Annotated in this window: 25 protein-coding genes and 1 pseudogene; 15 read left to right on the top strand and 11 right to left on the bottom strand. The window is 69.0% G+C overall.

Annotated elements, in window-relative coordinates; all coding sequences use genetic code 11:
- The 7 genes from GV790_RS02945 (at position 1) to GV790_RS02915 (ending at position 6,293) form a co-directional block, all read left to right on the top strand.
- Positions 1 to 207 (top strand): hypothetical protein, encoded by a 207-nt coding sequence (locus GV790_RS02945; RefSeq protein WP_163810192.1) that lies wholly within the window; start codon positions 1 to 3, stop codon positions 205 to 207.
- Positions 204 to 1,046, top strand: coding sequence for a cytochrome c biogenesis CcdA family protein (locus GV790_RS02940; protein WP_163810190.1), 843 nt, complete (start codon positions 204 to 206; stop codon positions 1,044 to 1,046). Before GV790_RS02945 ends, GV790_RS02940 begins: the two co-directional genes overlap by 4 nt.
- Positions 1,043 to 2,788 (top strand): cytochrome c biogenesis protein ResB, encoded by a 1,746-nt coding sequence (resB, locus tag GV790_RS02935; protein ID WP_163810187.1) that lies wholly within the window; start codon positions 1,043 to 1,045, stop codon positions 2,786 to 2,788. Before GV790_RS02940 ends, resB begins: the two co-directional genes overlap by 4 nt.
- Complete coding sequence (ccsB, locus tag GV790_RS02930) at positions 2,788 to 3,762, top strand: c-type cytochrome biogenesis protein CcsB (RefSeq protein ID WP_163810185.1); 975 nt, start codon at positions 2,788 to 2,790, stop codon at positions 3,760 to 3,762. The genes resB and ccsB overlap by 1 nt, the downstream gene beginning before the upstream one ends.
- Positions 3,763 to 3,777: 15 nt before the next feature.
- Positions 3,778 to 4,419, top strand: a complete 642-nt coding sequence (locus GV790_RS02925) for a TetR/AcrR family transcriptional regulator (protein ID WP_163810183.1) — start codon at positions 3,778 to 3,780, stop codon at positions 4,417 to 4,419.
- An 83-nt stretch (positions 4,420 to 4,502) separates the two neighbouring features.
- A complete protein-coding gene (locus GV790_RS02920; protein WP_163810181.1) occupies positions 4,503 to 5,897 on the top strand; it encodes a lipase family protein in 1,395 nt (464 codons plus the stop codon).
- 141 nt (positions 5,898 to 6,038) lie between these two features.
- Positions 6,039 to 6,293 carry a hypothetical protein gene (locus GV790_RS02915; RefSeq protein ID WP_163810179.1) on the top strand — a complete coding sequence of 85 codons (255 nt, stop codon included), beginning with the start codon at positions 6,039 to 6,041 and terminating at the stop codon, positions 6,291 to 6,293.
- A gap of 8 nt (positions 6,294 to 6,301) precedes the next feature.
- On the opposite strand, the gene GV790_RS02910 is transcribed toward GV790_RS02915, so the two are convergent.
- Both GV790_RS02910 and GV790_RS02905 read right to left on the bottom strand, forming a co-directional pair.
- Positions 6,302 to 6,508 (bottom strand): hypothetical protein, encoded by a 207-nt coding sequence (locus tag GV790_RS02910; RefSeq protein WP_163810177.1) that lies wholly within the window; start codon positions 6,506 to 6,508, stop codon positions 6,302 to 6,304.
- 118 nt (positions 6,509 to 6,626) lie between these two features.
- The gene (locus GV790_RS02905; protein WP_036540564.1) at positions 6,627 to 6,836 is read right to left on the bottom strand and encodes a BldC family transcriptional regulator; all 210 of its coding nucleotides are present in this window, start codon (positions 6,834 to 6,836) and stop codon (positions 6,627 to 6,629) included.
- Positions 6,837 to 7,068: 232 nt separating this feature from the next.
- On the opposite strand from GV790_RS02905, the gene GV790_RS02900 reads away from it, so the two are divergent.
- Both GV790_RS02900 and GV790_RS02895 read left to right on the top strand, forming a co-directional pair.
- On the top strand, positions 7,069 to 7,428 hold the full coding sequence (locus GV790_RS02900; protein WP_175585787.1) for a DUF4229 domain-containing protein: 360 nt from the start codon (positions 7,069 to 7,071) through the stop codon (positions 7,426 to 7,428).
- Complete coding sequence (locus GV790_RS02895) at positions 7,425 to 8,510, top strand: PLP-dependent cysteine synthase family protein (RefSeq protein ID WP_163810175.1); 1,086 nt, start codon at positions 7,425 to 7,427, stop codon at positions 8,508 to 8,510. Before GV790_RS02900 ends, GV790_RS02895 begins: the two co-directional genes overlap by 4 nt.
- 27 nt (positions 8,511 to 8,537) lie before the next feature.
- On the opposite strand, the gene GV790_RS02890 is transcribed toward GV790_RS02895, so the two are convergent.
- Positions 8,538 to 9,227 (bottom strand): TetR/AcrR family transcriptional regulator, encoded by a 690-nt coding sequence (locus GV790_RS02890; RefSeq protein ID WP_163810173.1) that lies wholly within the window; start codon positions 9,225 to 9,227, stop codon positions 8,538 to 8,540.
- A 124-nt stretch (positions 9,228 to 9,351) separates the two neighbouring features.
- On the opposite strand from GV790_RS02890, the gene GV790_RS02885 reads away from it, so the two are divergent.
- The 4 genes from GV790_RS02885 to GV790_RS02870 all read left to right on the top strand — a co-directional run bounded on the left by GV790_RS02885 (position 9,352) and on the right by GV790_RS02870 (position 12,300).
- Complete coding sequence (locus GV790_RS02885) at positions 9,352 to 10,893, top strand: acyl-CoA synthetase (RefSeq protein WP_163810171.1); 1,542 nt, start codon at positions 9,352 to 9,354, stop codon at positions 10,891 to 10,893.
- Positions 10,894 to 11,057: 164 nt separating this feature from the next.
- On the top strand, positions 11,058 to 11,279 hold the full coding sequence (locus GV790_RS02880) for a helix-turn-helix domain-containing protein (RefSeq protein WP_130917983.1): 222 nt from the start codon (positions 11,058 to 11,060) through the stop codon (positions 11,277 to 11,279).
- Positions 11,279 to 11,857 carry a Clp protease N-terminal domain-containing protein gene (locus GV790_RS02875; RefSeq protein WP_163810169.1) on the top strand — a complete coding sequence of 193 codons (579 nt, stop codon included), beginning with the start codon at positions 11,279 to 11,281 and terminating at the stop codon, positions 11,855 to 11,857. Before GV790_RS02880 ends, GV790_RS02875 begins: the two co-directional genes overlap by 1 nt.
- Positions 11,858 to 11,916: 59 nt before the next feature.
- Positions 11,917 to 12,300: a phage holin family protein gene (locus GV790_RS02870; protein WP_163810167.1), complete on the top strand. Its 384-nt coding sequence runs from the start codon at positions 11,917 to 11,919 to the stop codon at positions 12,298 to 12,300.
- Positions 12,301 to 12,382: 82 nt separating this feature from the next.
- Here the strand turns inward: GV790_RS02870 and GV790_RS02865 are convergent, their stop codons facing one another.
- The 4 genes from GV790_RS02865 to GV790_RS02850 form a co-directional block, all read right to left on the bottom strand.
- On the bottom strand, positions 12,383 to 13,030 hold the full coding sequence (locus GV790_RS02865; protein ID WP_163810165.1) for a hypothetical protein: 648 nt from the start codon (positions 13,028 to 13,030) through the stop codon (positions 12,383 to 12,385).
- Entirely contained in the window at positions 13,027 to 14,982 is a 1,956-nt protein-coding gene (locus GV790_RS02860) for a hypothetical protein (protein WP_163810163.1), read from the bottom strand. The genes GV790_RS02865 and GV790_RS02860 overlap by 4 nt, the downstream gene beginning before the upstream one ends.
- A gap of 1,388 nt (positions 14,983 to 16,370) precedes the next feature.
- A complete protein-coding gene (locus GV790_RS02855; protein ID WP_163810161.1) occupies positions 16,371 to 17,246 on the bottom strand; it encodes a 1,4-dihydroxy-2-naphthoate polyprenyltransferase in 876 nt (291 codons plus the stop codon).
- Between the two features lie 21 nt (positions 17,247 to 17,267).
- Positions 17,268 to 17,735, bottom strand: a complete 468-nt coding sequence (locus tag GV790_RS02850; RefSeq protein WP_163810158.1) for an SRPBCC family protein — start codon at positions 17,733 to 17,735, stop codon at positions 17,268 to 17,270.
- A gap of 85 nt (positions 17,736 to 17,820) precedes the next feature.
- Here GV790_RS02850 and GV790_RS02845 point away from each other — a divergent pair, with 85 nt between their 5' ends.
- Positions 17,821 to 21,477 (top strand): AfsR/SARP family transcriptional regulator, encoded by a 3,657-nt coding sequence (locus tag GV790_RS02845; protein WP_163810156.1) that lies wholly within the window; start codon positions 17,821 to 17,823, stop codon positions 21,475 to 21,477.
- A 34-nt stretch (positions 21,478 to 21,511) separates the two neighbouring features.
- On the opposite strand, the gene GV790_RS02840 is transcribed toward GV790_RS02845, so the two are convergent.
- Both GV790_RS02840 and GV790_RS02835 read right to left on the bottom strand, forming a co-directional pair.
- On the bottom strand, positions 21,512 to 22,330 hold the full coding sequence (locus GV790_RS02840; RefSeq protein ID WP_163810153.1) for an ABC transporter permease: 819 nt from the start codon (positions 22,328 to 22,330) through the stop codon (positions 21,512 to 21,514).
- Positions 22,327 to 23,325, bottom strand: a complete 999-nt coding sequence (locus GV790_RS02835; protein ID WP_163810151.1) for an ATP-binding cassette domain-containing protein — start codon at positions 23,323 to 23,325, stop codon at positions 22,327 to 22,329. The genes GV790_RS02840 and GV790_RS02835 overlap by 4 nt, the downstream gene beginning before the upstream one ends.
- A 179-nt stretch (positions 23,326 to 23,504) precedes the next feature.
- On the opposite strand from GV790_RS02835, the pseudogene GV790_RS02830 reads away from it, so the two are divergent.
- Positions 23,505 to 24,076 (top strand): annotated as a pseudogene (locus tag GV790_RS02830) (NADPH-dependent FMN reductase).
- A gap of 85 nt (positions 24,077 to 24,161) precedes the next feature.
- Here GV790_RS02830 and menE read toward each other — a convergent pair.
- Together menE and GV790_RS02820 are read right to left on the bottom strand one after the other, a co-directional pair.
- On the bottom strand, positions 24,162 to 25,319 hold the full coding sequence (gene menE, locus GV790_RS02825; RefSeq protein WP_163810149.1) for an o-succinylbenzoate--CoA ligase: 1,158 nt from the start codon (positions 25,317 to 25,319) through the stop codon (positions 24,162 to 24,164).
- A gap of 348 nt (positions 25,320 to 25,667) precedes the next feature.
- A complete protein-coding gene (locus GV790_RS02820) occupies positions 25,668 to 26,060 on the bottom strand; it encodes a VOC family protein (RefSeq protein WP_163810147.1) in 393 nt (130 codons plus the stop codon).
- Positions 26,061 to 26,160: the final 100 nt, after the last annotated feature.

Here is a 26,160-nt window from a genome sequence, read left to right as displayed (position 1 = left end):
ATGAAACCGGTCCGCAGCCGGACGGCGGTGCGCCGCCGCTACCCGTCGACCCGTCCGCCCCGCGGTGTGCGCGCGGAGGTGATGGTTCGCTCCTCGCTCGGCCACTGGGTGCTCGAATATCGCACCGCCCCCGCCTCCGCGGCGCTCACCCGTCCCGATGACGACCACGAGGCCGCCGACACGGCGGCCGATCCGGAGCAGCAGTGACGGTTCTGGCCGGGGTGGGTGATTCGTTCCAGCAGACAGCGGCCACCGGGCCGCTGCTGCTGGCACTCGGCGCCTGCCTGCTCGCCGGACTGGTCTCGTTCGCCTCGCCGTGCGTGGTGCCGCTGGTGCCGGGGTATCTGTCGTACCTGGCCGGGCTGGTCGGGGCGGAGGCGCCCCCCGCGACGGTGGCCGAGGCGAAGGGCGCGTCCGGGTCGTCGGTCGCGCTGGCGCAGCGCGCCCCTGTCCGGGCGGCTCGGATGCGGGTCGCGGGCGCGGCCGGATTGTTCGTCGCCGGATTCACCGTGGTGTTCGTCTTGGCGACGGCCACCGTGTTCGGCGTCATCCAGACCTTGAACGTCAATCGCGAGTTGCTGATGCGGCTCGGCGGTGTCGTCACCATCCTGATGGGCCTGGTGTTCATCGGCCTGGTTCCCGCTTTGCAGCGCGACACCAGGATGGAACCGCGCAGACTGACCAGCATCGCCGGCGCCCCGCTGCTCGGCGGTGTGTTCGCCCTCGGCTGGACCCCGTGTCTCGGTCCGACGCTGTCGGGCGTGATGGCCGTGGCGGCGGGCACCGAGGGCACCACCGCGGCCCGTGGCGTCGCGTTGATCGTGGCGTACTGCCTGGGGCTCGGGCTGCCGTTCGTGATCCTGGCGTTCGGGTCGGCCAGCGCGTTGCGCGGCGTCGGCTGGCTGCGGCGCAACTCCAGGACCATCCAGGTGATCGGCGGATTGCTGCTGGTCGCCGTCGGCATCGCGCTGGTCACCGGCGCCTGGGATCAGTTCGTGGCATGGGTGCGCGACGGGTTCGTTTCCGAGGTGACCCTGCCGATATGACCGTGATCGACCGTCCCGACGCTCCGGCGCGACCGCCGCGCCAATCGCTACCAGGTCGGGTACTGGCCTTCGTGCGCAATACCTGGCGCGGACTCACCAGCATGCGCACCGCGCTGGTGCTGCTGTTCCTGCTGGCGCTGGCCGCCATCCCCGGCGCGCTACTGCCGCAACGGGAACTCAACGAGTCGAAGGTCGCCCAGTACATCGCCGACCGGCCGACGCTCGGCCCCTGGATGGACCGCTTCCAACTGTTCGATGTGTTCTCCAGTTCGTGGTTCACCGCGATCTACGTGCTGCTGTTCATCTCGCTGGTCGGGTGCATCCTGCCCCGCGCGGTCGACCACTACCGCGCGCTGCGCACCCCGCCGGTCCGGGTGCCCCGCAACCTGAAGCGGTTGCCGCACCACTACTCCGCGACGGTCGACGGCACCCCCGACGACGTGATCGCCACCGCGACCGGCCAACTGCGCCGCTGGCGCACCGTAGTCCGGCGCCCGGGCGCGAGCGACGGGCCCGAAGGCGGCAGCTCGCGTAACCACGAAGGGCACCGGGAGCGCCGAGCCGAACACGGTGACCGCGACGGCGAGGTGACGCTCTCGGCGGAGAAGGGGTACTCGCGCGAGCTCGGCAACCTGGTCTTCCATCTGGCGCTGGTCGGGCTGCTGGTGTCGATCGCGGTGGGCAAGCTGTTCGGCTACGAGGGCAGCGTCATCGTCATCGCGAACAACGGTCCCGGTTTCTGCAGTACGTCACCCGCGGCGTTCGACTCGTTCCGGACCGGTTCGGCCAACGACGGCACCGGCATGACGCCGATCTGCGTGCGGGTCAAGGATTTCCACGCCGACTACCTCGACAACGGCCAGGCCGAGATGTTCCGCTCCAACATCGCCTATCAGGCCGGCGAGGACTTCGCGACCGATACCTGGCGGGAGACCGAGATCCGGGTGAATCACCCGCTGCGTGTCGCCGGCGACCGCATCTACCTGCAGGGCCACGGTTACGCGCCGACGTTCACGGTGAAGTTCCCGAACGGCGAGACCCGCACCGAAACCGTGCAGTGGCGCCCCGACGACGCCACCACCTTCCTGTCCAGTGGTGTCCTGCGCTTCGATCCGCCCGGCGGGCTGTACCCGACCGAGCAGGAGCGCCGCGACAACCAGATCGCGATCGAGGGCCTGTTCGCGCCGACCGCCAACCTGCACGGCACGCTGCTCACCTCGTCGTATCCGGAGATGAACGATCCGGCCGTCGCCGTCGACATCTACCGCGGTGACACCGGCCTGGACACCGGGCGCCCGCAGTCGCTGTTCGCGCTCGATCAGGAACTGATCCGGCAGGAACGGCTCACCAAGGAAGCCAGGGTCAACCTGCGTCCCGGCGAGTCCACGACACTGTCGAACGGCACCGTGGTGACCTTCGACGGCGCGCAGGAGTTCGTCAACCTGCAGGTCTCGCATGATCCGGCGCAGCAGTGGGTGCTGGTGAGCGCGGTGACGATGATGGCAGGGCTGTTGGTGTCGCTGCTGGTCTCGCGCCGGCGAATCTGGCTGCGCGTGTACCCGGCCGAGGCCGAAGCGGGTACCGTTGACCAACGACGCGTCGTAGTAGAGATGGGTGGACTCGCCAGGTCCGATCAGGCCGGGTGGGGCGGGGAGTTCGATCGGTTGCGCGCACGCCTGCTCGGTGCGGGCGCGCCCGACGACGCGGCGCCGCCGACCGGGAAGACCACGGGAGATAGATGATGCAGATCGACGAAACCCTCGCGCGCTACAGCGACTTCGCGTACATGTCCGCGATCTTCGTGTACGCGCTGGTGCTCGTACTGCTGATCGTGCAGTACGCGTCGGTGCGCACCCGCAAGGTGGTCGAGCGCGAGCTGGTGGCCGCGGGCGGTGGTTCGGTCGCCGTCGATCCGGCGGTCCCCGGCAAGATCGTCGAAGCGCCGCGGCTGCCGCTGTCGGAGCGCCTGGGCAATATGGCGTTCTCGGTGCTCTTCGTCGCGGTCGCACTGCATGTGCTCTCGATCGTGCTGCGCGGCTTCGCCACCCATCGGTTCCCGCTGGGCAACATGTACGAGTTCGTCACCATGGCGACGGCGGCAACGGCCGTGGTGGGGCTGATCTTCCTGCGCGATCAGAAGTACCGGGCCATGTGGGTGTTCCTGCTGGTTCCGCTGCTGATCCTGATGTTCCTGGCCGGCACCGTGCTCTACGCCGACGCAGCGCCCGTCGTGCCCGCGCTCAAATCGTTCTGGCTGCCGATCCACGTGACGATCGTCAGCGTCGGCAGCGGTGTGTTCATGGTGTCGGGTGTGGCGAGTCTGCTGTTCCTGTACCGCATCCGGCAGCCGCAGGGCCAGGAGTCGGACAACGTCTTCGGCACCATCGCCCGCCGCCTGCCCGACGCGCGCACGCTGGACCGGATCGCCTACAAGACCACCATCATCGGTTTCCCGCTGTTCGGTGCGGGCGTCATCCTCGGCGCCATCTGGGCCGAAGCCGCCTGGGGCCGGTTCTGGGGCTGGGACCCCAAGGAGACCTGCTCGTTCATCGCCTGGGTCCTCTACGCCGCCTACCTGCACGCCCGCGCCACCTCGGGCTGGCGCGACACCAAGGCCGCCTGGATCAACGTCGCCGCCTTCGTGGCGATGCTGTTCAACCTGTTCATCATCAACATGGTGGTCTCCGGCCTGCACTCCTACGCCGGCCTGAACTGAGGCCGGGCGCTGGCGGTGAGTACGGCGCGGACCAGGCACAACTATGCCGGGCGGTCGGTGGCGGAGCGGCGGGCCGAGCGCCGGGCGCTGTTTCTCGAGGCGGGCCTGACGGTCTTCGCGGAGAAGACCTACGCCGCGAGTTCGATCTCGGATGTGTGCGCCGTGGCGGGGCTGTCGCGGCGGCAGTTCTATGAGCAGTACACGGGGCGGGAAGAGTTGCTGGTCGATGTGTACGACCACGTGCAGCAGCGGGCGCGGGCGGCATTCCGGGAAGGGCTGTCGAGCGCGGGCGTCGCCGAACCGCGGGCACTGATCGAGGCGGGTCTGCGCGCGTACGTGCATGCGATCACCGATGATCCGCGCTGCGTGCAGGTCGCGTTCGTGGAGATCGTGGGCGTCAGCGACGCCGTGGAACGGCATCGGGCGCAGGTGCGTGACGAATGGGGCGAGGTGATCGCGGAAACGGCGTCGGCGGTGCCCGCGGTGAGTACCCCGCCGGGCGGCTGGCAGCTGGCCATGGCGGGTTTCATCGGGGCGGTGAACGGCGCGGTGCATCGGTGGAGTCAGCAGCGGCCGCGGCCGCCGGTGGACGAACTGCTCGCGGTGCTGTCGACGGTGCTGCTCGCACTGGTCCTGCCTGGTACCGCGACCGATTGATTGCGATCTGGGACACATCCGTGCCATAGTGGGCGCCGAAGTTGAGACGTTGGCGTCTCAAATTGAAGTGAGGATGTGGGTCGATGAAGACCAAACCGGGGTGGGTTCGCCGGATCTGCACGTTGTCCCTCAGCGCCGTCGCCGTATTCGCCGTGGTCGGCACCCCGGCGGCTGCCGAGCCCGCGCCGCAGGCGATCGAACCGGCTCGGGTGCTGCCGTTGCCGCCGGAACTGGATCCGGGCTTCTACCATCCGCCCGCCGAGGTGTTCGGCGCCAAGGCGCCCGGTGAGATCATCGCGGTGCGACAGGTGAACCTCGCCAACTTCGGGCTCATCCCGCTCAACGTCGACGCCTGGCAGGTGTCCTACCGGTCCAACAACAGTCGCGACGAGCCCATCCCGGCCGTGGCCACCCTGATCAAGCCGCGCGGCACCGCGCCGGCACCGCGCAAGCTGCTGTCGGTGCAGATCGCCGAGGATTCCACCGCCGGCTACTGCACGCCATCCTATGCGCTGCAACATCTTTCGGTCGCGCCGTTCGTCGGCCAGATCGTCGCACCCGCGGAGTTCCTCTTCGCCCAGGCCGCACTGCAACAGGGCTGGGCGGTCGTGATCCCCGACCATCAGGGCCCGAATTCGGCGTACGCGGCCGGACCGCTGGCCGGGCGCATCACCCTCGACGGGATCCGCGCGGCCACCTCGTTCGCGCCGCTGGAGGTCGGGCCGGACGCACCGGTCGGCATGTACGGCTACTCCGGCGGTTCCATCGCCACCGGTCACGCCGCCGAACTGCACCGGACCTATGCGCCCGAACTGAACATCGCAGCGACCGCGATGGGCGGCGTCGGCGCCGATCTCGGTGCGGCGCTGGAGATGTCGAACAACCAGGCCACCTCGGGCCTCGTCTTCGCCGCGGTGATGGGGCTCTCCCGCGAATACCCCGAGTTCGCCGCGTTTCTCGACCGCAACCTCGACCCCTTGGGCATGACCTTGATGACGCTCAAAGCCCCACTGTGCGTGCAGTATCAGTCGAGCCTGTTCCCGTTCCTGAACATGAAGGGCATGATGCGCACCCAGGGTGACCCGATGCGCGATCCGGCCGTCGCGGCGATGCTCGACGACACCCGCATGGGCCGCTCGGTCCCCGCAATGCCCATGTTCATCTGGCATTCCGCCTGGGATGAGATTTTGCCGCTGCACGCGACCGACCAGCTGGTCGACACCTACTGCACGGACCCGAACGCCCAGGTCACCTACACCCGCGACCATGCGAGCGAACACATCGTCGCCGAGGTCACCGGCGGCCCCGCCGCGCTGATGTGGATGCGCGACCGCCTCAACGGCGTCCCCGCCACCCGCGGCTGCACAACCACCGACGTCCCCTCGATGCTCGGCACCCCGGGCCAGCTGGATTTCATGGGCTCCATGCTCGGCGAAACCTTCGCCTCGTTCTTCGGTAAGCCGATCGGGGCGCGGTAACCCGGCGATCCCCGCGCGGAGATTAACGCGACTGCGAGTGACATGTATCACAGATCATCTGCCGTGCCGTTGCCCGGGTGAGCGTGTCGTTCGAGGTAGCGCGCTGTGCCGGTGCGTGCGGGAGCTCGAGGAGGGTTGCGCGTGGATGTTGCGGACTTCGCGGGGGAATCGTTCGGACAGAGACCGGGCGATAGCGCCCTGGCGCGGTTGGTGCGGGTGGCGAGCGGGTTGTCGGAGGAGGCGCAGCGGTATCTGGTGATGATCGCCGATCGGCTGCGCGTCAGTGAGGGATTACCGCTCTTGGATGACGCGGGTGAGCTGCGGGAGGACGGTGACGGGCCCGCACCGAGAATCGACCGGGACGGCCACGTCGACTCGTCACACGCGCGCGACTGATCCGAGCGTCAGTGCTCGGCGGGCCCGGGGTCGCCGTCCGGGTGCTGCTGACGCGAGATGCGCCAGAGGAATTCGGGGTCGTCATCCGGGCCGAGGACACGCTTGGGGGCGCGTCGCGGTGGCGCGGACATGCCCGCACCTCGGTCGGGGCCGAACGCCTTCCAGCACAGCACCGCGATCGCCACGACCGCGATGAGTGCCAACAGGTACGTCACGTCGCTCACCTCCTGCTACCGAGGGTAGACCCGCGCCGGGCCCGCGCGCATCGAGACGTGCGATACCCGCCACGACAGCCGCGGACGGACCGTGTCGTGGCGGGCGGATCGAGACCGATCAGCGCGTGGTGGCCTCGGTGGTGAGCGACTTCAGCAGCTGCATGACCTCGGACTCACGGAACCGGCGGTGCCCACCCGGGGTGCGCAGCGACCCGAGCCGACCGGCGTGCGCCCACCGGGTGACGGTTTTCGGATCGACATGGAACAGGGCGGCAACCTGGCCGGGCGTCAGCAGGGTGTCCTGGCCGCCGACGGTGATCGCGGTCATAGCAAACTCTCCGTTCTCGACAGTAACTATCCCTCATCAAGATGCCGCCATAGTCGCACCGCGACCCCCAGGTACTCGAATGACCTACTGTTGGTAAAGGGGAGGTAATAGACAAATCGGATATTGTGCGCATCGGACCGCGCGATGATCGCCGCAGCGGACCCCGTAGGCCAACGAGGTCGGGGGAGCGCCGGGTCGAGTGCCCGAACGACCTCCGCTTACTCTGGACATCGTGAGTGACGCATCGCGACCGGAAGGGGCATCCGCCCGGCAAACCAGTGGTTCGACGGGTGGGCGGCTGGCCCGCAACCTGGCCCTGTACACCGTGGCCCGGCTCGGCCTGGTCGCGCTGATCACCGCGGTGATCGTGGTCGCGGCGAAGCTCATCGACGTGCAGATCCCGCTGGTGGTGGCCGCGCTGTTCGCGCTCATCATCGCGATGCCGCTGTCGCTGATCCTGTTCAAGGGCCTGCGCACCAAGGTCAACGAGGACATCGCCGTGGTCGACGAGCGTCGCAGGCAGGACAAGGCGCAGTTGCGGGCTCGGCTGCGCGGTGACGAGCCGGGCGATCAGGGCGGGTCGAAGGCGTGAAGTACGTCGACCGGAGCGCCCCGCGTGCCTGGGTCGACAATGCCGTCCGGCTCATCGACGCCGACACCCAGCGCAGCGCCGACACCCATCTGCTGCGGTATCCGCTGCCGGTCGAGTGGGATATCCAGCTCTATCTGAAGGACGAGTCCACTCACATCACCGGCAGCCTCAAGCACCGGCTGGCACGTTCGCTGTTCCTGTACGCCCTGTGCAATGGCTGGATCACCGAGAACACCACCGTGGTCGAGGCGTCGTCCGGGTCGACGGCGGTGAGCGAGGCCTACTTCGCGAAACTGCTCGGCCTGGATTTCGTCGCCGTGATGCCCGCCAGTACCTCGCCGCAGAAGATCGCGTTGATCGAGGCGCAGGGCGGACGCTGCCATTTCGTGCAACGCCCACCGGAGATGTACACCGAGGCCGCGCGGCTGGCCGCCGAGTGCGGTGGTCACTACATGGACCAGTTCACCCATGCCGAGCGGGCGACGGACTGGCGCGGCAACAACAACATCGCCGAATCCATCTTCGAGCAGCTGAAACTGGAGAATCACTCGGTGCCGGAGTGGATCGTCACCGGCGCGGGCACCGGCGGTACCGGCGCCACCATCGGGCGCTACATCCGCTACCGCAGGCACGCCACGAAACTGGCGATCGTGGACCCGGAGAACTCGGCGTTCTACGGCGGCTACGAAACCGGTGATCCCGGCTACCAGACGGGCATGTCGTCGCGGATCGAGGGCATCGGGCGCCCGCGAGTGGAGCCGTCGTTCATCGCGCAGGTGGTGGACCGGATGATCGAGGTGCCCGACGCCGCCTCCATCGCCACCGCGCGTCATGCGAGCCGGGTGCTCGGCCGGCGCGTCGGTGGTTCCACCGGCACCAATCTGTGGGGCGCGTTCGCGCTGATCGCCGAGATGCTGGCGCAGGGTCGCACCGGCAGCGTGGTCACCCTGCTCTGCGACGGCGGCGACCGGTACGCGGGCACGTATTTCGACGACGACTGGGTTGCCCGACAGGGCCTGGACCTGGACGAACCCGCCGCCGTACTGGCCGATTTCACCGCGACGGGAATCTGGCGCGGCTGATCGCCTGCCCTCCTCACGTGTCCCGGCCTAGCCGGATCGCGCCGCGCTCTGCCGATCGCGCGCGGACCTGCCCGCCTTCGATGTCGACCGGCCGGTCGACTCGGGCCCTGTGCCGGCGGTCGCGCGGACGCCGGCGAGGATCGTGTCCACCAAAGCCGCGATATAGGCGGCGGATTCGGCTTTCGCCCGTTCCCGCAGATGCGGCGGCGTCGCGGTGACGTGATTGGACACCGCTCCGGCGATCAGATCGGCGACCAGGGCGACCGAAGTCTGCGGTGGCAGCTCCCCGCGTTCGATGCCGCGCCGGATGATCGCGCGGGTGGCGCGCAGATGCTCCGGGTAGGGATCGCCGGCGAGAGTGTCGGCGAGTTTCGCGACCCGATGCGCGTCGGCCGACAACTGGCGTGCCAGTGATCCGTCATCGGTGCTTTCGTGCGCCAGCCAGCTGGTGGCGAACTCGATCAGGTCTGTCCGCAGATCGCCGGTGTCGATGTGGGCGATGAACCGGATCCGCGAACGCACCGCGTCCACCAGTAGCGCCTCTTTCGACGGCCACCGCAGGTAGAGCGACCCTTTGCCGATGCCGGAGCGCCGTGCCACCTCGTCCAGTGTGAACCCGCTCCAGCCGCGTTCGGCATAGACCGTGCGGGCGGCCTGGTGGGCGCGGTGTTCCAGCTCCGGATCGCGCGGACGCCCGGCTCGTCGCGTGTCAACCACCGACACATTGTGGCACCGGTCTCATTTTCCTATTTACGACGGTTCACGTCCGTAATAGGCTGGCGCGACATTGCTGCGATGTCCGTCACAGTGGCCGCGCCGCTCACGACGGTGACCTGGAGGTATGCCGATGATCACCCCGCCGACCGACCTCGGTTCCTGGATTGCCCGCAGGGCCGCTTCCGGGCCGGCCCGCCCGGCCATCACCTTCGACGGGCAGACGCTGACCTACGGCGCGCTCCTCGAACGCGTCGACCGGCTGGCCGCGGAACTGGTCGCGGGCGGGGTGCGGCCCGGCGACCGGGTCGGCTACCTCGGACTGAACCATCCCGATTTCCTGGTCACATTGTTCGCGGCGTCGCGGGCGGGCGCGGTGTTCGTCCCGCTCAACTTCCGGCTGACGGCCGCCGAGCTGGGTTACATCCTCGGCGACGCCGGCGTGCACACGTTGATCGCCGATACGGACCGGGCCGAGATCGTCGACCCGGTGCTCGCCGAATCCGGGGTGAACCGGTCGATTTCGCTGACCGCGCGCCCCGGGTGGGAGGTCCTCGACGAGCTGCTGACGGCCCGGGAACCGATCGCCGAGCCGAAGCATCCAGACGCCGACGACGTAGCGGTGATCATGTACACCTCCGGCACCACCGGCAAGCCCAAGGGCGCGATGCTGACCCACGGAAACCTGTTCTGGAACAACGTCAACGCGCTGCTTTCCTTCGACACCCTCCACGACGACGTCTCGCTGGTCTGCGCACCGCTGTTCCATATCGGCGGGCTGAATGTGACGACGCTGGTGTCGTTGCAGAAGGGCGCGCACCTGGTGCTGATGGCCGCGTTCGACCCGGCGCAGGCGCTGGCGCTGATCGCCGAGCACAAGGTCACCACCATGTTCGGGGTGCCGGCGATGTATCTGTTCATGACCCAGGTGCCACAGTTCGCGATCACGGATCTGTCGAGTGTGCGGACCTTCATCTGTGGTGGCGCGCCGGTACCGGAGGCGCTCATCACCCGCTACGGCGAGCGCGGGGTGCCCTTCGCCCAGGGCTACGGCCTGACCGAAACCGCGCCGCTGGCGCTGGTGCTGTCCACCGACGATGTGGCCACCCGGATCGGCGCCGCCGGGCACAAGGTGTTGCCGCTGTCGGATGTGCGCCTGGTCGATCTGGACAACAACCCGGTGCCCGACGGCGAGCGCGGCGAGATCTGTGTGCGCGGGCCGCAGGTCATGAAGGGCTATTGGAACAACAAGGCGGCTACCGACGCGGTCATCGATGCCGAGGGCTGGTTCCACACCGGTGATATCGGGCAGGCCGACCAAGACGGCTTCGTCTACGTGGTCGACCGGGTCAAGGACATGGTGATCACCGGCGGCGAGAACGTCTACCCGGCCGAGGTGGAGAACGTGCTGTACCGGCATCCGGCGGTGGCCGAGGTGGCGGTGCTCGGACTGCCGCACGAGAAGTGGGGTGAGGCGGTGACGGCCGTCGTCGCCACCCAGCCCGGCGCCTCGCTCACGCTGGACGAGTTGCGCGAATTCGCGCGCGGCGATCTGGCCGGATACAAGGTGCCGTTGCGGCTGGAGTTCGTCGACGCGCTACCGCGCAATGCGTCGGGCAAGGTGCTGAAGTACCGCTTGCGCGAGCAGTTCGGCGCGGCGACAGGCTGATCGCGGCCGGCTGCGATCGGCAGCGCCCCGGTATTCGGCTCTCGGACTCGCCTTCCCGTCGGGTGGAAGCGAGTGAACGTCGAGATTCGGCCGGGGCGCTTTCTTTTCGCCGGTGATGTCAATTTTTGTTGACAAGGGCCGTGTCGTCAATCAAAATTGACGTCATGACGGAAGCAACCACGCTGGCAGCGGCGGCCGGCAGCCCCGATCCAGAGGTCGGGCTGCGGGCGGTGCTGGCATTGCGCAGGCTGCTCGAACGGCTCGAAGCGATCCAGGTGGCCAACGCCAGGGATCAGGGCTGGTCGTGGCAGGCCATCGCGGATGCCCTCGAGGTCAGCAAGCAGGCGGTACATCAGAAATACAACCGGAGAGGCAGGGGCCGCTGATGTTCGAACGGTTCAGCAAACACGCGCGCATGGCCGTCGTCGTGGCGCAAGAGGAGGCCAGGCAGCTGCGTGCGCCCGAAATTCGCGTCGAACACGTACTGCTCGGTGTGCTGTCGCAGGCCGAGCCCGTGATGAAGGACGCGCTGGCCTCGGCCGGACTCACCCACGAGCGAGTGACGGCGGCGCTGGCGGAGGACGGAGAGAACGCACCGCTGGGCGACCGCGACGCCGAAGCCCTGCGCTCCATCGGCATCGACCTCGACGCGGTACGCGACAGTCTCGAGGCCACCTTCGGCGAGGACGCGCTCGACCGTGCCGAACCACCGCAGCCGCGTGGACGGTTCGGGCGCGGCGGGATGGCCTTCGGCCATATCCGGTTCTCCCGCGAGGCGAAGAAGACGCTCGAGCTCGCGCTGCGGGAGGCGTTGGCACGTAAGGACAAGGGCATCGAATCCGGGCATATCCTGCTGGCGATTCTGCGGGCGCCGAACGCCACGACGGCGGCGTTGATCGGCGGCGACGAGCAGGCGGACGCGCTGCGCACGCGGGTGCACGCGCTACTGGACCGGGCCGCCTGAACACCGAAGATTCGGCTCGGTGCCGCCCGGATCCGAGATTCGGGCTCTAGCATGGCTCCATGCAGCTTGTGCTTCGGTTGGTCATCAACGCCTTCGCCATCTGGCTGGCCGCGACGTGGATCGACAAGATCGACATCATCAGCCCGGAGGATCAGGGCAACGGCGCCAAGATCATCACACTGCTGGCGGTCGCGGCCGTGTTCACCGCGGTGAACGCCCTCGTCAAGCCGATCGTGCAGCTGCTGTCGCTGCCACTGGTGATCGTGACCCTCGGGCTGTTCCTGCTGGTGGTCAATGCCCTGATGCTGTGGCTGACGGCCTGGATCACCGAATTCACCGATTACGGCCTGCGCATCGACGGCTTCTGGGCCGCGTTCTGGGGCGCGATCATCGTCACGGTGGTGAACTGGCTGCTGGGGGTGCTCGTGCCCGATCGGGACTGAGAGTCCCGCTACCCGGCGGTGCGGTGCGGGCGCCCAGGTCTATTCGCCCTGGCCGGTATTCGCGCGTGACCGTGCCCGCGGTTCACAACCACTCGGTGACGTCCATGGCCGCACCGTCATCGTCGAGCGGCGGCTCGATGCCGCGCGATCGCGGGGTTCCGAAATTCGAGGGCGGTCCGGGTTCGACGGCGACATCCAGCAACGCGTCGAAGTCGGCGAGGGTAGCGGCCAGCCGGGGCGCATTGCCGCGGTGGATCTCCGGTTGCGCCCGGCCACGGAAGTCGTGGGTCAGCCAGATGTCATGGTGGACCTCGAGATCGACGACAGGTTCCGTGCCGGTCAGATCCACCCCCACGCGCACCAGATCGTCCTCGGTGTGCGGAGATCCGGCGGCGTCGAATCGGGTGCCCGGCCCGGTGACGGTGAGCGCACCGATCGTCGCATGGCCGGGAACGTCGGCCGGGCGGGCGGCATCGAGCAGCGCGGGCACGGTGGGATCGGCGAGACCGGCGGCCAGCGCAACCGCGGATTGCGCTCCCGGCACGATCCGCCCCTCGACCAGCCAGCGGCAACTCACCCGCGACGCCGTCAACAGACCGTGCCTGCCTGCGCAACTCGTAAGCCGGTCCGCCAGCTCGAACTGCGCGGCCACGCCTCGTCCGACACCGGTCGGCCACCAGGTCCAGACGAACGAGAACGCCGGCGCCCGAAGCGGTTCGGCCGCGGTCATTCCGGGAAGACTTTCGCGCCGTCGGGAATGATCAGCTCCTTGTCGTCGGAAAAGCGCAGCACGAACGCGATACCGCTGGAGGCGGAGCGGTCGTGCAGCGAACGCAGCGTATCGGTATCCAGGGCCGTCGACGGCGCGGCGACCTCGAGCACGCCCACCTTCCGCTCGGCGGGCGCGTCCACCAATTGTTTGACCACCGAGGCCGTCGCCGACCGCAAGCCCTTGATCGAGGCGACCTCTTTCGCTTGGTAGGCGAAGGTCACCCGACCGTCGGGCCCCTTGATGCCGACGTCGATATCGAAGCGCCCCTGGCCCTCCTTCGTCCGGCCGAACACCAGATCGTGATGGCCGCGCCGGTACAACTCGTCACCGAGGCGCAGTTCCTGCATGGCCGCCGGCCGGGCCGCGGACGGCCCGCGGAACTTCGACACCAGATCTTTGAAGCCCTCCGACCCGGCGAGATGCCCCTTGCCGATGATATCGGCGGCCTCGGCGCCCATCGGGCTGCTGTTCGCATTGCGCAGAGCCTGAATCGTTTTCTGTTTATCGGGCCCGGAAACACCGAGGCGATCCATGACGCTCGACACCGCCGCGACCTGATCCTCGCGCATCGGCTTCCCCGCACCGCCACGCTCCTGGGCCGAACTGCTCGTCCGGTCATAGCGCTGGGTCCACTTCGGCTGGGGCAGCGTGCCACCGGTCTCGGTGTAGCGGCGGTAGCTGTTCGGGGCGTCCTGGGAGATGTCCTTGACCTGGCGGCCCCGGTCGACGGTCTTGTCCTGGAGTTCGGTGACCTGCTGCGGATCGAGGGCACGCACGGTGACCTGGATGGTGGCCGTGATCGGCCGGGTCTGACCGGCCGGGATCAGCTGTGGATCGTAGGTCGCGCTGCACGACAGCGTCGTCGAGCCATTGGCGGGCATGGTGCCGCTACCGTTGCAGCCGGCCCCGAGCGCCACCGGCACCGACGACTGCATGGTGACGCTGTAGTCGAACCTGACGGTGGTGACCCGGATATCCCGCGAGGTGTTCACCGTATTGGTGATGACGAACTGGATCGTGCAGACGCCGAGGCAGGGGTTCTGTAAGAACTGGCCGTTGATATTGCCACCCACCGAGATCCGCGAATCCACCGCGTTGCCGAGGTCGTTCACCCGGCCCGGCAGTTCCTCGTAGATGCCGAGGGCGTCGTCGGCCTCGCCGGATTCCGGTTCGAGGGTGAACTCGGGTAGTTCAGGGTCCCCGTCGCCGGAGTCGGCGGAATCGCCGGACGAGGACGCGCTGACGATCCGGTCGATGACCGGCGGTTCGGACGCGTCGCTCGATTCGCCTGCCGCATCGAAATTGCGCACATAGGTGGTGATGGAGCCGCTGGTGATCGGCGTCGATGGGTGCCCGTCGATCTCGATCGGGTCACCCACGGTGACGTCGGCGCTGCGCTCGGCCTCGGGATCGAGCGCCAGCGCCAGCCGTGCCGGTGCCAGGGTGCTCGCGAGATCGAACCCGAAGCGCTCCGGCCCGATCAGCACCGGCACGTCCTTGTATCGCGCGGCGTCCTCGGCGGATTCGCCGAGCGCGAGCCACGCCTGCTCGCTGCCCCGCAGGAAGGATTTCCCGCCGACCCCGAGGTAGTCCAAATCGATGCCCTCACGCACCGACACTGTGCCCGTCGCATCACCGACGTTGGTGACCGTGAGATCCACCCGAAGCCGCCCGGCCGACGCCCCTGTCGGTTTCACCGTCCCGGTGAAATGCGTGGCGGGCGTATCCAGCAACCGCAACTGCGCGGACGCCAACGCCGACCGGCCGCGCTGCTCGACGGTGGGCCCATCGCCGGTGCGCAGCAAGAACACCGCACTGCCCACCCCGATCGCCGCCACGACCAGGATCACCAGCGACGCGATGATCCAAGGCCGCCGCCGCGCCCGCACCGGCGTGCCCGCGCCGAGCATCGGCGCACCACGCTGCGGATCGAACCCGAATCCCGGATCAGGATGCGAGCCGAACGGTCCGCCCTGACCAGGCGGGCCAGGATGCTGTGGATAGGGACCGCCAGGCCCCGGTCCTCTGGTGTGCGGGGAATAGAGGCCGCCCGGACTCTGCCCGCCGGGCTGCGGGGGAAGGGGACCGCCCGGACTCTGGCCACCGGGTTGCGGTGGCGGCGGTGCGCCGATGGGTGCGTGGCCGCCTGGCTGTGGGGGATTCGGGCCGCTGGGGCTCTGGCCGCCGGGCTGTGGGGGATAGGGGACGCCCGGGTTCTGGCTGCCGGGTTGCGGTGGCGGCGGTGCGCCGATGGGTGCGTGGCCGCCGGGCTGCGGAGGATTTGGCCCGCTGACCGGCATCCATCCGCCGGATTGTGGTGGGTACGGCGCAGCGTGCTGCGCCTGCGGTCCGGGGTGCGGCGGGAAGGGCGCGCTGGGCGGCGTGTGTTCGCCGGGTTGCGCTGGGCGTGGTCCGCTGCCTGGTGGCTGTTCGCTGGGTCGCGGGGGGAACGGCTCACCGCCCGGCCAATATTCGCCGGACGGCGGGATCGACGCGGGAGTCGGCGCCGAATGTCCTTGCACCGGAGCCTGGTACGAGCCCGGTCCCGCCGGGCCGGGCGGGTAGGAGCCCGGCGGCACGGGCGGAGGGGGCTGGTTGGGCTCGGGCGGCTGGTGGTCAGGAGGCGGGCCGGAAGCCGGCGACGGTGATCCCATCGGCGGACGCTGCCCGGGCGGTGGAGTCGGTGGCTGCGGTATCGCAGGCCGGTTCTGATCGGCGATATCCGGGTTAGCGGGCAGCCCCGGGCCGTGGGGCGAGTCGGCCGGTTCCGGCGGCATCGCACTGGTGCCCGACGGTCCGATCGACGTGGCCGAGCTCGAACCGGCGGTCGCCGGCGAATCCGGCGGCCTCGACTCCGGCGGCGGAGGCGGCGAATCGGGTTGCTGCGCGCGTTTTTCGCGGTCGTCGGCCTCCGACATGGTCCCTCCTCGTGATGACGGGACCGTTGAGCGCCATACCGTCGAGCCCCTCGCCCCTGCTTCAACAGTACGGCGCTGCCACGCTTTTCGTGCGCGATCGATTCGCCTGCACCGGGAATTCGGGACTGCCTTCGGTCGTGCCCCGGCCGCGACGGGTGCGGCAGATTCAGGCTCGCAGCGGCCGTCGCCACCTCGGTCCGGACATGTCGCGGAACCGGACCGTCGCCCAGGCTGCGCCGATCCCGCGCCGGCCCATCGCCGCAACCCGGGTGGCCCGCGTTCGTTCGTCACATAGGTGTCGGTACTTCACACAAGTTATGGGTTCAGCAGGCGTCGATAACCTGTGTGCAGTAGTCACAACCTGTGCGAGGTCGACAACGTCAGAGCGCCGCCAGCCCGAGCGCACCTGCCGTCAGCACCGACCACGCGAGCAACGCCAATCCGGAATCACGCAGCGCCGGAATCAGTTCGAGGCCACCGCGTCCGCCACGTACCGGGGCGTTGGCGCGGACGGCGAGCGGGATCGCGAGCAGGCCGACGAGGGCGAACGGTGAGCGCGCGACCAGCAGCAGCGTCGCCACGAACGGCACGGCCAGCAGCACTAGGTGCAATGTGCGGGTGCGCGGGTCGCCGAGCTTCACGGCGAGGGTGACCTTGCCGGATTCGGTGTCGGTGCGGATATCGCGCAGGTTGTTCGCCACCAGGACCGCGCTGGAGAAGGCGCCGACGGCGACGGCAAGCACCGCACCGACCCAGTCGATGCGTTCGGCCTGAACGAACTGGGTGCCGAGCACGCCGATCAGGCCGAAGAAGACGAAGACGGCGATCTCGCCGAAACCGCTGTAACCGTAGGGCTTGCTGCCGCCGGTGTAGAACCAGGCGCCGGCCAGGCAGGCGGCGCCGATGAGGACGAGCCACCACGCGGTCAGCACTACCAGGATCAGGCCGAAGACGGCGCCGACGCCAAGGCTGACGATGGCCGCGGTGCGGACCGCGGCGGGCGAGGCCAGGCCCGAGCCGACCAGCCGGAGCGGGCCGACGCGTTCGTCATCGGTGCCGCGGATCCCGTCGGAGTAGTCGTTGGCGTAGTTCACGCCGATGATGAGCGCCAGCGAGACGAGCAGCGCGAGAATCGCTTTCCACCACACCAGGCCGTCGATGGACGCGGCGGCTCCGGTGCCGGCGATGACCGGGGCGATAGCGTTCGGCAGAGTGCGGGGCCGGGCGCCCTCGATCCATTGCGCTGCGGTAGCCATGTCCGCAGCCTAATCGGCGCGCTACCGGGACGCGGCTTCGGCGGCCAGCCGCAGCCGGCCGAGACCCTTCTCGAAATCCTTGCCGATCAGGCTGTCCATCGAGATGACCTTGCCCATCAGCGCCATCAGTCCGCGCTGTTCACCGTTCATCCGCCACACCACCTGGGTGCCGCCCCCTTCGGCGGGGGTGAGCGAGAACACGACATTGTTGCTGGCTTTGAACGGTTTCTCGAAGTCGAGCTTGACGCGGATCTCCTGCTCGGTGCTCGAGGTGATCTCCATCGTCCCGCGCCCGGCCTTGCGGTTGCCCTCCCAGGCGTAGCGCGCTCCGACTCCGGCGTCGGGGCCGCTGTACATGCGGCGCAACTCCGGGTCGAGATCTTCCCATGGCGACCACTCGACCCAGTTGTGGAAGTCGTTGATCAACTCGTGCACGCGTGCCGGTTCGGCCGCGATGACGATCTGGCGCACCACCTCGAATTCGGCCATTGGCCCAGCGTAGGCGACCGACCGGTCGGACCGCAGGTAATTCGCTGCGCTTCATGGCCGGACCAGCGCATACGATGACCACGGCATGGTTTCCGAGTTGAACGGTCCGAGCGGCCGAAGACCAGTGGTGACGCCCGTAGAATCGGTGGTGGTCGGACTGCTGGGCGAGGTTTCGCTGCGCCGCGACGGTGCGCTCACGGCGGTGCCGGGTGTCCGGGCCCGGATGCTGCTCGCCGCACTGGCGGTGACGCCGGGCCGCAGCCGCAGCGCACCGGCGCTGATCGATGAGGTGTGGGGTGAGCAGCCGCCGCGCGCGCCCATGAACGCGCTGCACACGCAGGTGTCCCGGCTGCGCACCGCACTTCCCGACGGTGCCGTGGAGATCGGCCCGGCAGGCTATCGACTGCGGCTCACCGCCGAACAGGTCGATCTCACTGCCGTGTCGATGTTGCTCGAGCAGGCTCGCGAGGCTCGTGCCGGGAACGATCACGCCCGCTGTCTCGGCGTGGTGGCCGAGGCAAGGGCGCTGTGGCGCGGCGAACCGGGAGCCGATCTCACTGCCGGCCCGCTGGCCGACGAACTCGCCGGCGCAGCGGCCGATCTCCGGGCCGAGCTGGACGCGCTGGAACTCAGCGCCCGTGAAGCGATCGGCGACCTGGACGGCGCCATCGCCCTCGCGCGTGAAGCATTCGCTGCGGACCCGCTCAGCGAACCGAACGCCCGCACCCTGATGCGCCTGCTGGCCGCCGCCGGCCACCCCAACGAGGCCCTCGATGTCTTCGCCACCATCCGCGCCACGCTCGCCGACCACCTCGGCACCGATCCCGGTCCGGCGCTGGCCGAGCTGAACACCGCGATCCTGCGCGGCGATTTTCCGCCGGCCGGCGATGACGCCGCTCGATCGATCACCGCGATCGGTCCCGCCGAACGAAACGGGGTCACCGAGCATCCCGAGTCCCCGCGGCCCTCGCAGTGGACGGTGCATCGCCCCGACGAGCGCGCGCCCGGTGGGCACGCCGATTGGCCGCGCCGAGCCGAGCAATCGAAGTCGCTCGGCCTGCCGGACCGGTACAGCGCGCGGGTGGACGATTCATCGGGATCCGCCGTTCATCGCGCGGACTCAGAAACCGCACGGGTGCCCGCTGCCGAGCCGCCACATTCCCGTTCCGCGCAGCGTCCGAGCGCGATCGGGGTGCGTGCGGCGCCGAACGCCCTGCTGGGCCGAGCGGACGACCTGACGGCGCTCGAGGACCTGCTGCGCAACTCGCGCGTCACCACCGTGCTCGGCCCGGGCGGCACGGGTAAGACCAGAATCGCCAATGAACTCGGTGCGCGGATGGCCCGTGAACAGCCGGTCGTGCTGGTCGAACTCGCCTCGGTGCGGGCCGAGGGCGGTGCTGATGCGTGCGGCGAGGTCGAGGCGGCGATCGGGGCGATCCTCGGGCTCGGTGATTTCGCCCGTGACCCGGTGCTGATCCGGGCGGGCATCCGGATCGAACTGCGCGAGCGGCTGCGGGACGCGCTCTCGGAGCGGCCGATGCTGCTCATCCTGGACAACTGCGAACATCTGGTCGACGCCGTGGCCGAAGTGGTGGCCGATCTGGTGGGCAGCTGTGCGCAGCTGACGGTGCTCACCACCAGCCGCGCGCCGCTGGCCATCACCGCCGAGACCGTGTATCCGCTGGCCCCGTTGACGATCGACGCGGCGGGCTCACCGGCCACTGAACTGTTCATCGCCCGCGCCAAGGCGGTGCGCCCGACCGCGCGGCTGAACCCCGAGGTGGTGGCGCGGCTGTGCCATCGGCTCGACGGTTTGCCGCTGGCTATCGAGCTGGCCGCGGCGCGGGTCCGCTCGATGAGCGTCGAGGAGATCGACACCAGGCTCGAACACCGCTTCGCTCTATTGCGCAGCGGCGACCGGTCCTCGCCGGAACGCCACCGCACCCTGCACGCGGTGATCGCCTGGAGCTGGAACCTGCTCGACGAGCCGCAGCAGATCGCGTTGCGCCGGCTGTGCCGATTCCCGGCCGGGTTCACGTTGGAGGCGGCGGAGTTCGTGGCCGGTGGCCCGGAGGTCGGCGATGTGGTCGCCGCGGTGGAGGGGCTGGTCGGGCAGTCGTTGCTCACCGTGCTCGAGGACGATCGGCCCGACCCCGATGTGAGCCTGCCGCTGCGGTATCGGATGCTGGAGACCGTTCGCGAGTTCGGCGAGGAGCAACTCGCCGCGTCGCCCGGTGCCGGCCCCGCCGAACCGAGTGATCCGCGGGCCGAGGCGGATCTGGTGGCCACCCGAATGTGCGGCTGGGCGCGCGAATTCGCCTTGACCGCCGTCCGCCGCTACCACGACCACGACGACGGCCAGGTGGCGCTGGTGCTCACCGTCGCCGCCGAAATGGACAACCTCACCGCCGTGCTGCGGCTGGCCGACGAGCGCCGCGACGCGCGCACCATGTACACCGTCTTCCCGGTGTGCGCGATGCTGTGGGTGATGCGCGGCGCGCATATGGAACTCGTCGGCTGGGTGCACCGGATGCTCGCCATGGACCCGCCGGAGAGCCGGGGCATCGATGCCGATCTGGAAATGCTCGGATACGTCTACAGCGGCCTGCATCTGATGTACATGGAGAGCGAACTGCGCGACGGGGCGACGGTGCGCACCCGCGCGCGGCGGTTGCTGCGTCGTGACGGCGAACTCAGCGAATTGGCCCGGTTCTTAGGCAGATTCATCACCTGCCCGATCGACGGCTGGGCCGTCTCGCGCCTGCTCGCGGACGCCACTCGCTCGGCCGACCGGGATACCGCGCTGGCCGCGCTGATCGTGCGCGCCAACTCCTGGGAGAACTCGGGTCAACTGCGTGGCTCGACGCGGGACGCGATGATCGCGGCATCGATGATCTCCGACAACGACGTGTGGTCCGGCGCCATGATCAACCAGCATCTCGGCGGGCTGGCCGGGCAGAACGGGAGCTATGCCGAGTCCGTCGGATATTACGAGCTGGCCGCCGAGCAGTTGCGGCGGCTGGGCGCCTACGAGGAGAGCCTGGAGATGCGCAGTTTCCTGGCCGCCTCGCTCACCGCGTCCGGGCAGACGGTGCGGGCGCGGGCCGAACTGGAGATCGCGCTCGGGCTCACCGATTCCGGCGGCTCCCGGCTGGCCGCCCTCGACGATCCCGGCGTCCGGCGCAATCACCGGCTCTCGACCGTCGCGGCGAGCCTGGCCGAGATCGAGCTGGCGGAGGGCAACAGCGGGCGTGGCCTGGAACTGTTCCGTCGTGCGCTCGAACTGGTCGGCTGGCCCGGCCGCGAGTTCGTGCCGGGTCCCGGCGTGATGATGTTGTGCAGCGCCACGCTGGACGCGCACACCCTCTACGGGCAGGCCGCCGACATGACGGCGATGACCGCGCAACTGGCCGATATCGCGGTGGAACGGCTCATCCAGTTCTGGGATGTGCCGCAGATCGGCGCGGTGGCCTGCGCGGTGGGATCACAGCGGCTCAGCCTGGATCCGGCCTGCGCGATCGGGCTCGAGCTGCTCGCGCTGGCCCCCGCCGCGAAGGCCAGGCAGGACTACCCGGTGATGGCGCTGGCGCGGCATCGCGAACTTCACCGCGACACCGTCGGCTGCGACCGCATCGATCGGGCGACGGCGGAGGTGGCCGGATTGCGCAGGCTGGTCGCGGCGGATCGGATCATGACCCTGCTGAAGGTGGTCGCACGCGCGCCGGGCCCGCTCGCACGATGACGCGCGAACGGGCCCGGTCGGGTAGGGCACGGGCTCAGACCCGCCGCATGTAGGCGCGCACGGTCAGCGGCGCGAAGATCACCATGATCACCGCGGCGCCCACCAGCGACCACACGACATGCGAGCCGACATGACCGTCGTTCATCAGGTCACGGCACGCCCACACCAGATGCGAGATCGGGTTGACGTCGATGAACGCCTGCAACCAGCCCGGCATGGTCTCCTTCGGCACGAACGCCGGGGAGGCGAAGGTCAGCGGGAACATCACCAGCATCGAATAGCCCTGGACGGCCGAGGCCTTGTTGGCGATGACGCCGAAGAACGCCCAGATCCAGCTGGTCGCGAACGAGCACACGATCACCAGCGCGATACCGGCGATCGCACCGAGCGGATCGGGCCGGAAGCCCATGATCAGGCCCATGACCAGGGTCAGCACCGAGGCGATGGCGTAACGGACCATATCGGCGGTCAGCGCACCGGACAGCGCCGAGATGCGGGCGATGGGCAGGGATTTGAAGCGATCGAAGACGCCCTTCTCCATGTCCTCCTTGAGCTGCACGCCGGTGACGATGGAGGTCATGATGACCGTCTGCACCAGGATGCCCGGGATGATGACCGGCAGGTAGCTGCGCACGTCACCGGAGATGGCGCCGCCGAAGATGTAGGTGAACATCAGCGTGAAGATGATCGGCTGGATCACCACATCGAACAGCTGCTCCGGGTTGTGCTTGATCTTCAGCAGGCCCCGGTAGGCCATGGTGAGGGTGTTGTCGAAGGTCTGTTTCAGGGTGATGGGACCGGCGGGCTGCGGGACCGGTGTGGTCCGCGCCGGCGCCGTGAGGGTAGTGGTCATGCCACACTCCGTTCGAGTTCGATGTCGTCGGTGTTGTCTTCGGCCGGATGGCCGGTGATGGTGAGGAAGACCTCGTCCAGGCTCGGCTTGCTGACCGAGATCTCCTCGACGCCGATCTCCCATTCGCGCAGCCGGATCAGCAGATCCGCGGTGACACCGGGATCGGGCAGGGCGGCGGTGAGACGCCCGGCTTCCGGCGAGACGGCGGCATCGGTGCCGAGGAAATCGCCGATGATCCGGCGGGCCTCGGCGATCTGATCGCTGTCGGTCAGGGTCAGGTGCAGCGAGGACTGGCCGACCGAGGATTTGAGTTCGTCGGCGGTGCCATCGGCGATCACCCGGCCGCGGTCGATCACCGCGATCCGGTCGGCCAGCTGATCGGCCTCGTCCAGGTACTGGGTGGTGAGCAGCACCGTCGCGCCCTCGCGGACCAGCCGGCGGATGGTCTCCCACATCTGGGCGCGGGTGCGCGGATCCAGGCCGGTGGTCGGTTCGTCCAGGAACAGCAGCGGCGGGGTGGAGATCAGGCTCGCGGCCAGATCCAGCCGCCTGCGCATACCGCCGGAGAAGTTCTTCAACGCCTTGTCGGCGGCCTCGGTCAGGTCGAATTCGTCGAGCAGGTCCGCGGTCTTGCGGCGCGCTTCGGCGCGGGAGAGCCCGAGCAGCCTGGAGAAGATCATCAGATTCTCCGAGGCGGTCAGATCCTCGTCGACAGAGGCGTACTGCCCGGTGACGCCGATCAGCGAACGCACCGCGTCCGGTTCGGCGAGCACGTCGTGGCCGAAGACGCGGGCGCTGCCGCCGTCGGGGCGCAGCAGGGTCGCGAGCATGCGGATGGTGGTGGTCTTGCCGGCGCCGTTCGGGCCGAGCACCCCGTACACCGCGCCCTGCGGCACGGCCAGACTCACCCCGTCGACGGCGCGCTGGGCGCCGAACATCTTGACCAGGCCGTCGGCCTCGATGGCGAGGGGGCCGGTCGATGCGTAATCAGTCATGCCGACGACTGTGCGCGGGGCTGCTTGCACCGGGCTTGCACCGCGATTGCGTGGGCGCCGCAAGTCCGACGCAAGCGGAGCAAGCACCAGCGACTTGACCTCAACAATTGTTGAGCTTCTACCGTTGCCGGTGACGGTCGAACGCCGTCGAACAACCCTCCGACCAGCGAAGGTATCTGATGAATCCTGAGACCGCAGTGCACGATCTGCGAGTGGCCGCACTAATCGGCAGCGTCCGCGACGGCCGCTTCGGCGCCCGGATCGGCGCGTGGGTGCACGATCGGCTGACCGGCGCGGGCCTCGATGTCGACCTCCTCGATCTGGCCGCGACGACGATCCCGCACTCGATGGGCGCCGACGAGGATTTCGCGTCCCTCACCGAACGCATCGGCCGCGCGGACGCCCTCATCGTGATCACGCCCGAGTACAACCACAGCTATCCGGGCCGCTCAAGACCGCCATCGACATGCTCGGGCCCGAATTGCGCGCGAAACCGGTCGGATTCGTCTCCTACGGCGGGATGTCCGGCGGCTTGCGTGCGGTCGAGGCCCTGCGTCCGGTGCTCGCGGAACTGCACGCGGTGACCGTCCGGGAGACGGTCAGCCTGCACAATCCGTGGTCGTCCCTGGACCCGGCCGACGGATATCCGGACCAGGCGGCCACCGATGCCCTGCACGTGATGGCGCGGCAGCTGCTGTGGTGGGCGGATGCGTTGCGCACGGCCAAGGAGCGCGTGCCCTACCCGGTGTGATCGGCGTACCGGGGGCACGCCGACATCGCGCGGCGCGTATGCACGGGTGGCCGTCGTGCAGCGCGGGCGGAGTGCGGTGGCATCTCTACCGCGCCGACTCCGATATCAGGATCTCCCGCAGTTTGGCGCGGTCCGGTTTGCCCGGCCCGTGCAGCGGCAGCTCGTCCAGCACCGCGAGTTCGCGGGGTGCGGCGATGGGGTCGAGCTCGCGCAGCACGTGGTCGCGCAGGTCGTCGAGGGTGGGGTCGGCGCCGGGGACGGGTACCACCGCCACCGCCACGCGCTGGCCCAGCCGCTCGTCGGGCAGGCCGAGCACCACGACCTCGCTGATCGCCGGATGGGTGACCAGCACGGCCTCCACGACCTGCGGGATGACGAGCAGCCCGCCGGTCATGATGGCTTCGTCGAGGCGGCCGCTGATGCTGAGCACGCCGTTGTCGAAGGTGCCCGCGTCCTCGGTGCGGAACCAGCCGGGTTCGGCGAACGCCGGGTGGTCGGGCAGGCCGCGGTAGCCGGAGGCCAGCATGGCGCCGCCGAGCAGCACCCGGCCGTCCTCGATGCGCACCTCGGCGCCGTCCAGCGGGACGCCGTCGTAGACGCACCCGCCGCAGGTCTCGCTCATGCCGTAGGTGCGAACCACATTGATCCCCGCGGCTTTCGCGCGCTCGTACACCGGGATCGGTGTGGCCGCACCGCCGACCAGCACGGCGTCGAGCTCGGCCAAGGCGGCGGCGCCGGCGGGGGCGTCGAGTGCCTTGATCAGCTGGGTCGGCACCAGGGAGGTGTAGCGGCGCGGGCCCGGCATGCTCGCGACGGCGCCGGCCAGTGCTTCGGGTAGGAAACCGCCGGAGACGTCGAGCACGGTCGGTTCGGTGCCGGCCAGAATGCTGCGCAGCAGCACCTGGATCCCGGCGATGTGGTGGGTGGGCAGTGCCAGCAGCCAGCTGCCCGGACCGCCGAGCCGGTCGTGGGTGGCATTGCCGCTGGCCCGCAGGGCCGCCGCGCTCAACATCGCGCCCTTGGGCACACCGGTGGTGCCGGAGGTGGTGACCACCAGCGCGACATCGTCTTCGATCGGCTCGCCGGGGGAGAGCGCACTGCTCAACCGGCGGGCCTCACGGCGATCACTGGTCGGAATCGGCAGCCACGCCGGGCCATTGCCCTCGAGGGCCTCGCGCAGGTGCGGCAGCACATCACGCATGCCCGAACCGGTGGGCATCGGCAAGGTTCGCAGGGTACTCATGACTCCACCTCGCTGGCACTCGGCTCCGTCGAGGACGCGGTGGAGGTGCCGAGAGTTCGCTCGCTCACGGCTCCACCTCGTTGCGCTCGCTCACGACAGGGATCGTGTCATGCGCGCGAGTCCGGGTGCGGAACGGGTTGCCGTGCCGGTACGAACCAGCTGCGACCGGCGCGGGAAAATGAGGCTCGGATAGGCCAAACATCGAAACTGCGATTCGTTCGTCGGATGTACGCGGGCTACGGTCACCCGGGCATCGACGGTCGGGCGGCCATCCGAGCGCTATCGTTCCCCTCCGTTGTCCGGATAGCAACTCGATGGCCTGCCGACAGTCACCGGGCGTGGCCGTGGTCATTCCGGCTTCCTGCGGCTATCGCGACGAATCGGGTGATCGTCGGGCACCTCCACGAGCACGATCGCCACCCCATCGGGATCGCGGACCCACATCTCGATCAGGCCCCACGGCTCCTGCACCGGCGCCCGCTCGATCGACACACCCTTGAGCGTCAGCTCCACCGCGGCGGCCGACACGTCGCGCACCTGCAGCCAGATAGCTCCATCGAAGCTCGACGAGCCGTCCGAACCACCGTGCCCGGCGATCTCGATCAGCGACTGTCCGGCGAAGAACACCGTGCCGCCCGGGTATTCCCTGGCGATGGCCAGCCCCAGATCGTCGCGATAGAACGCGAGCGTCCGGTCGTAATCGGCCGGTCGCAGCAGAATTCGACTACTCAGGATGTCCATAGTGTCTGGCCGCTCCTTCGTCGCGGCGGGTTCGCGGCCCGGCTCGCGTTTCCGCTGTCGCTGCTTGCCCGCGGCGTGCGCAGCGACAGCGGAAACGCTG

The sequence above is a fragment of the Nocardia cyriacigeorgica genome (assembly GCF_010858045.1).
GTDB lineage: Bacteria > Actinomycetota > Actinomycetes > Mycobacteriales > Mycobacteriaceae > Nocardia > Nocardia cyriacigeorgica_E.
This window is presented reverse-complemented; position numbering and strand designations above follow the sequence as displayed.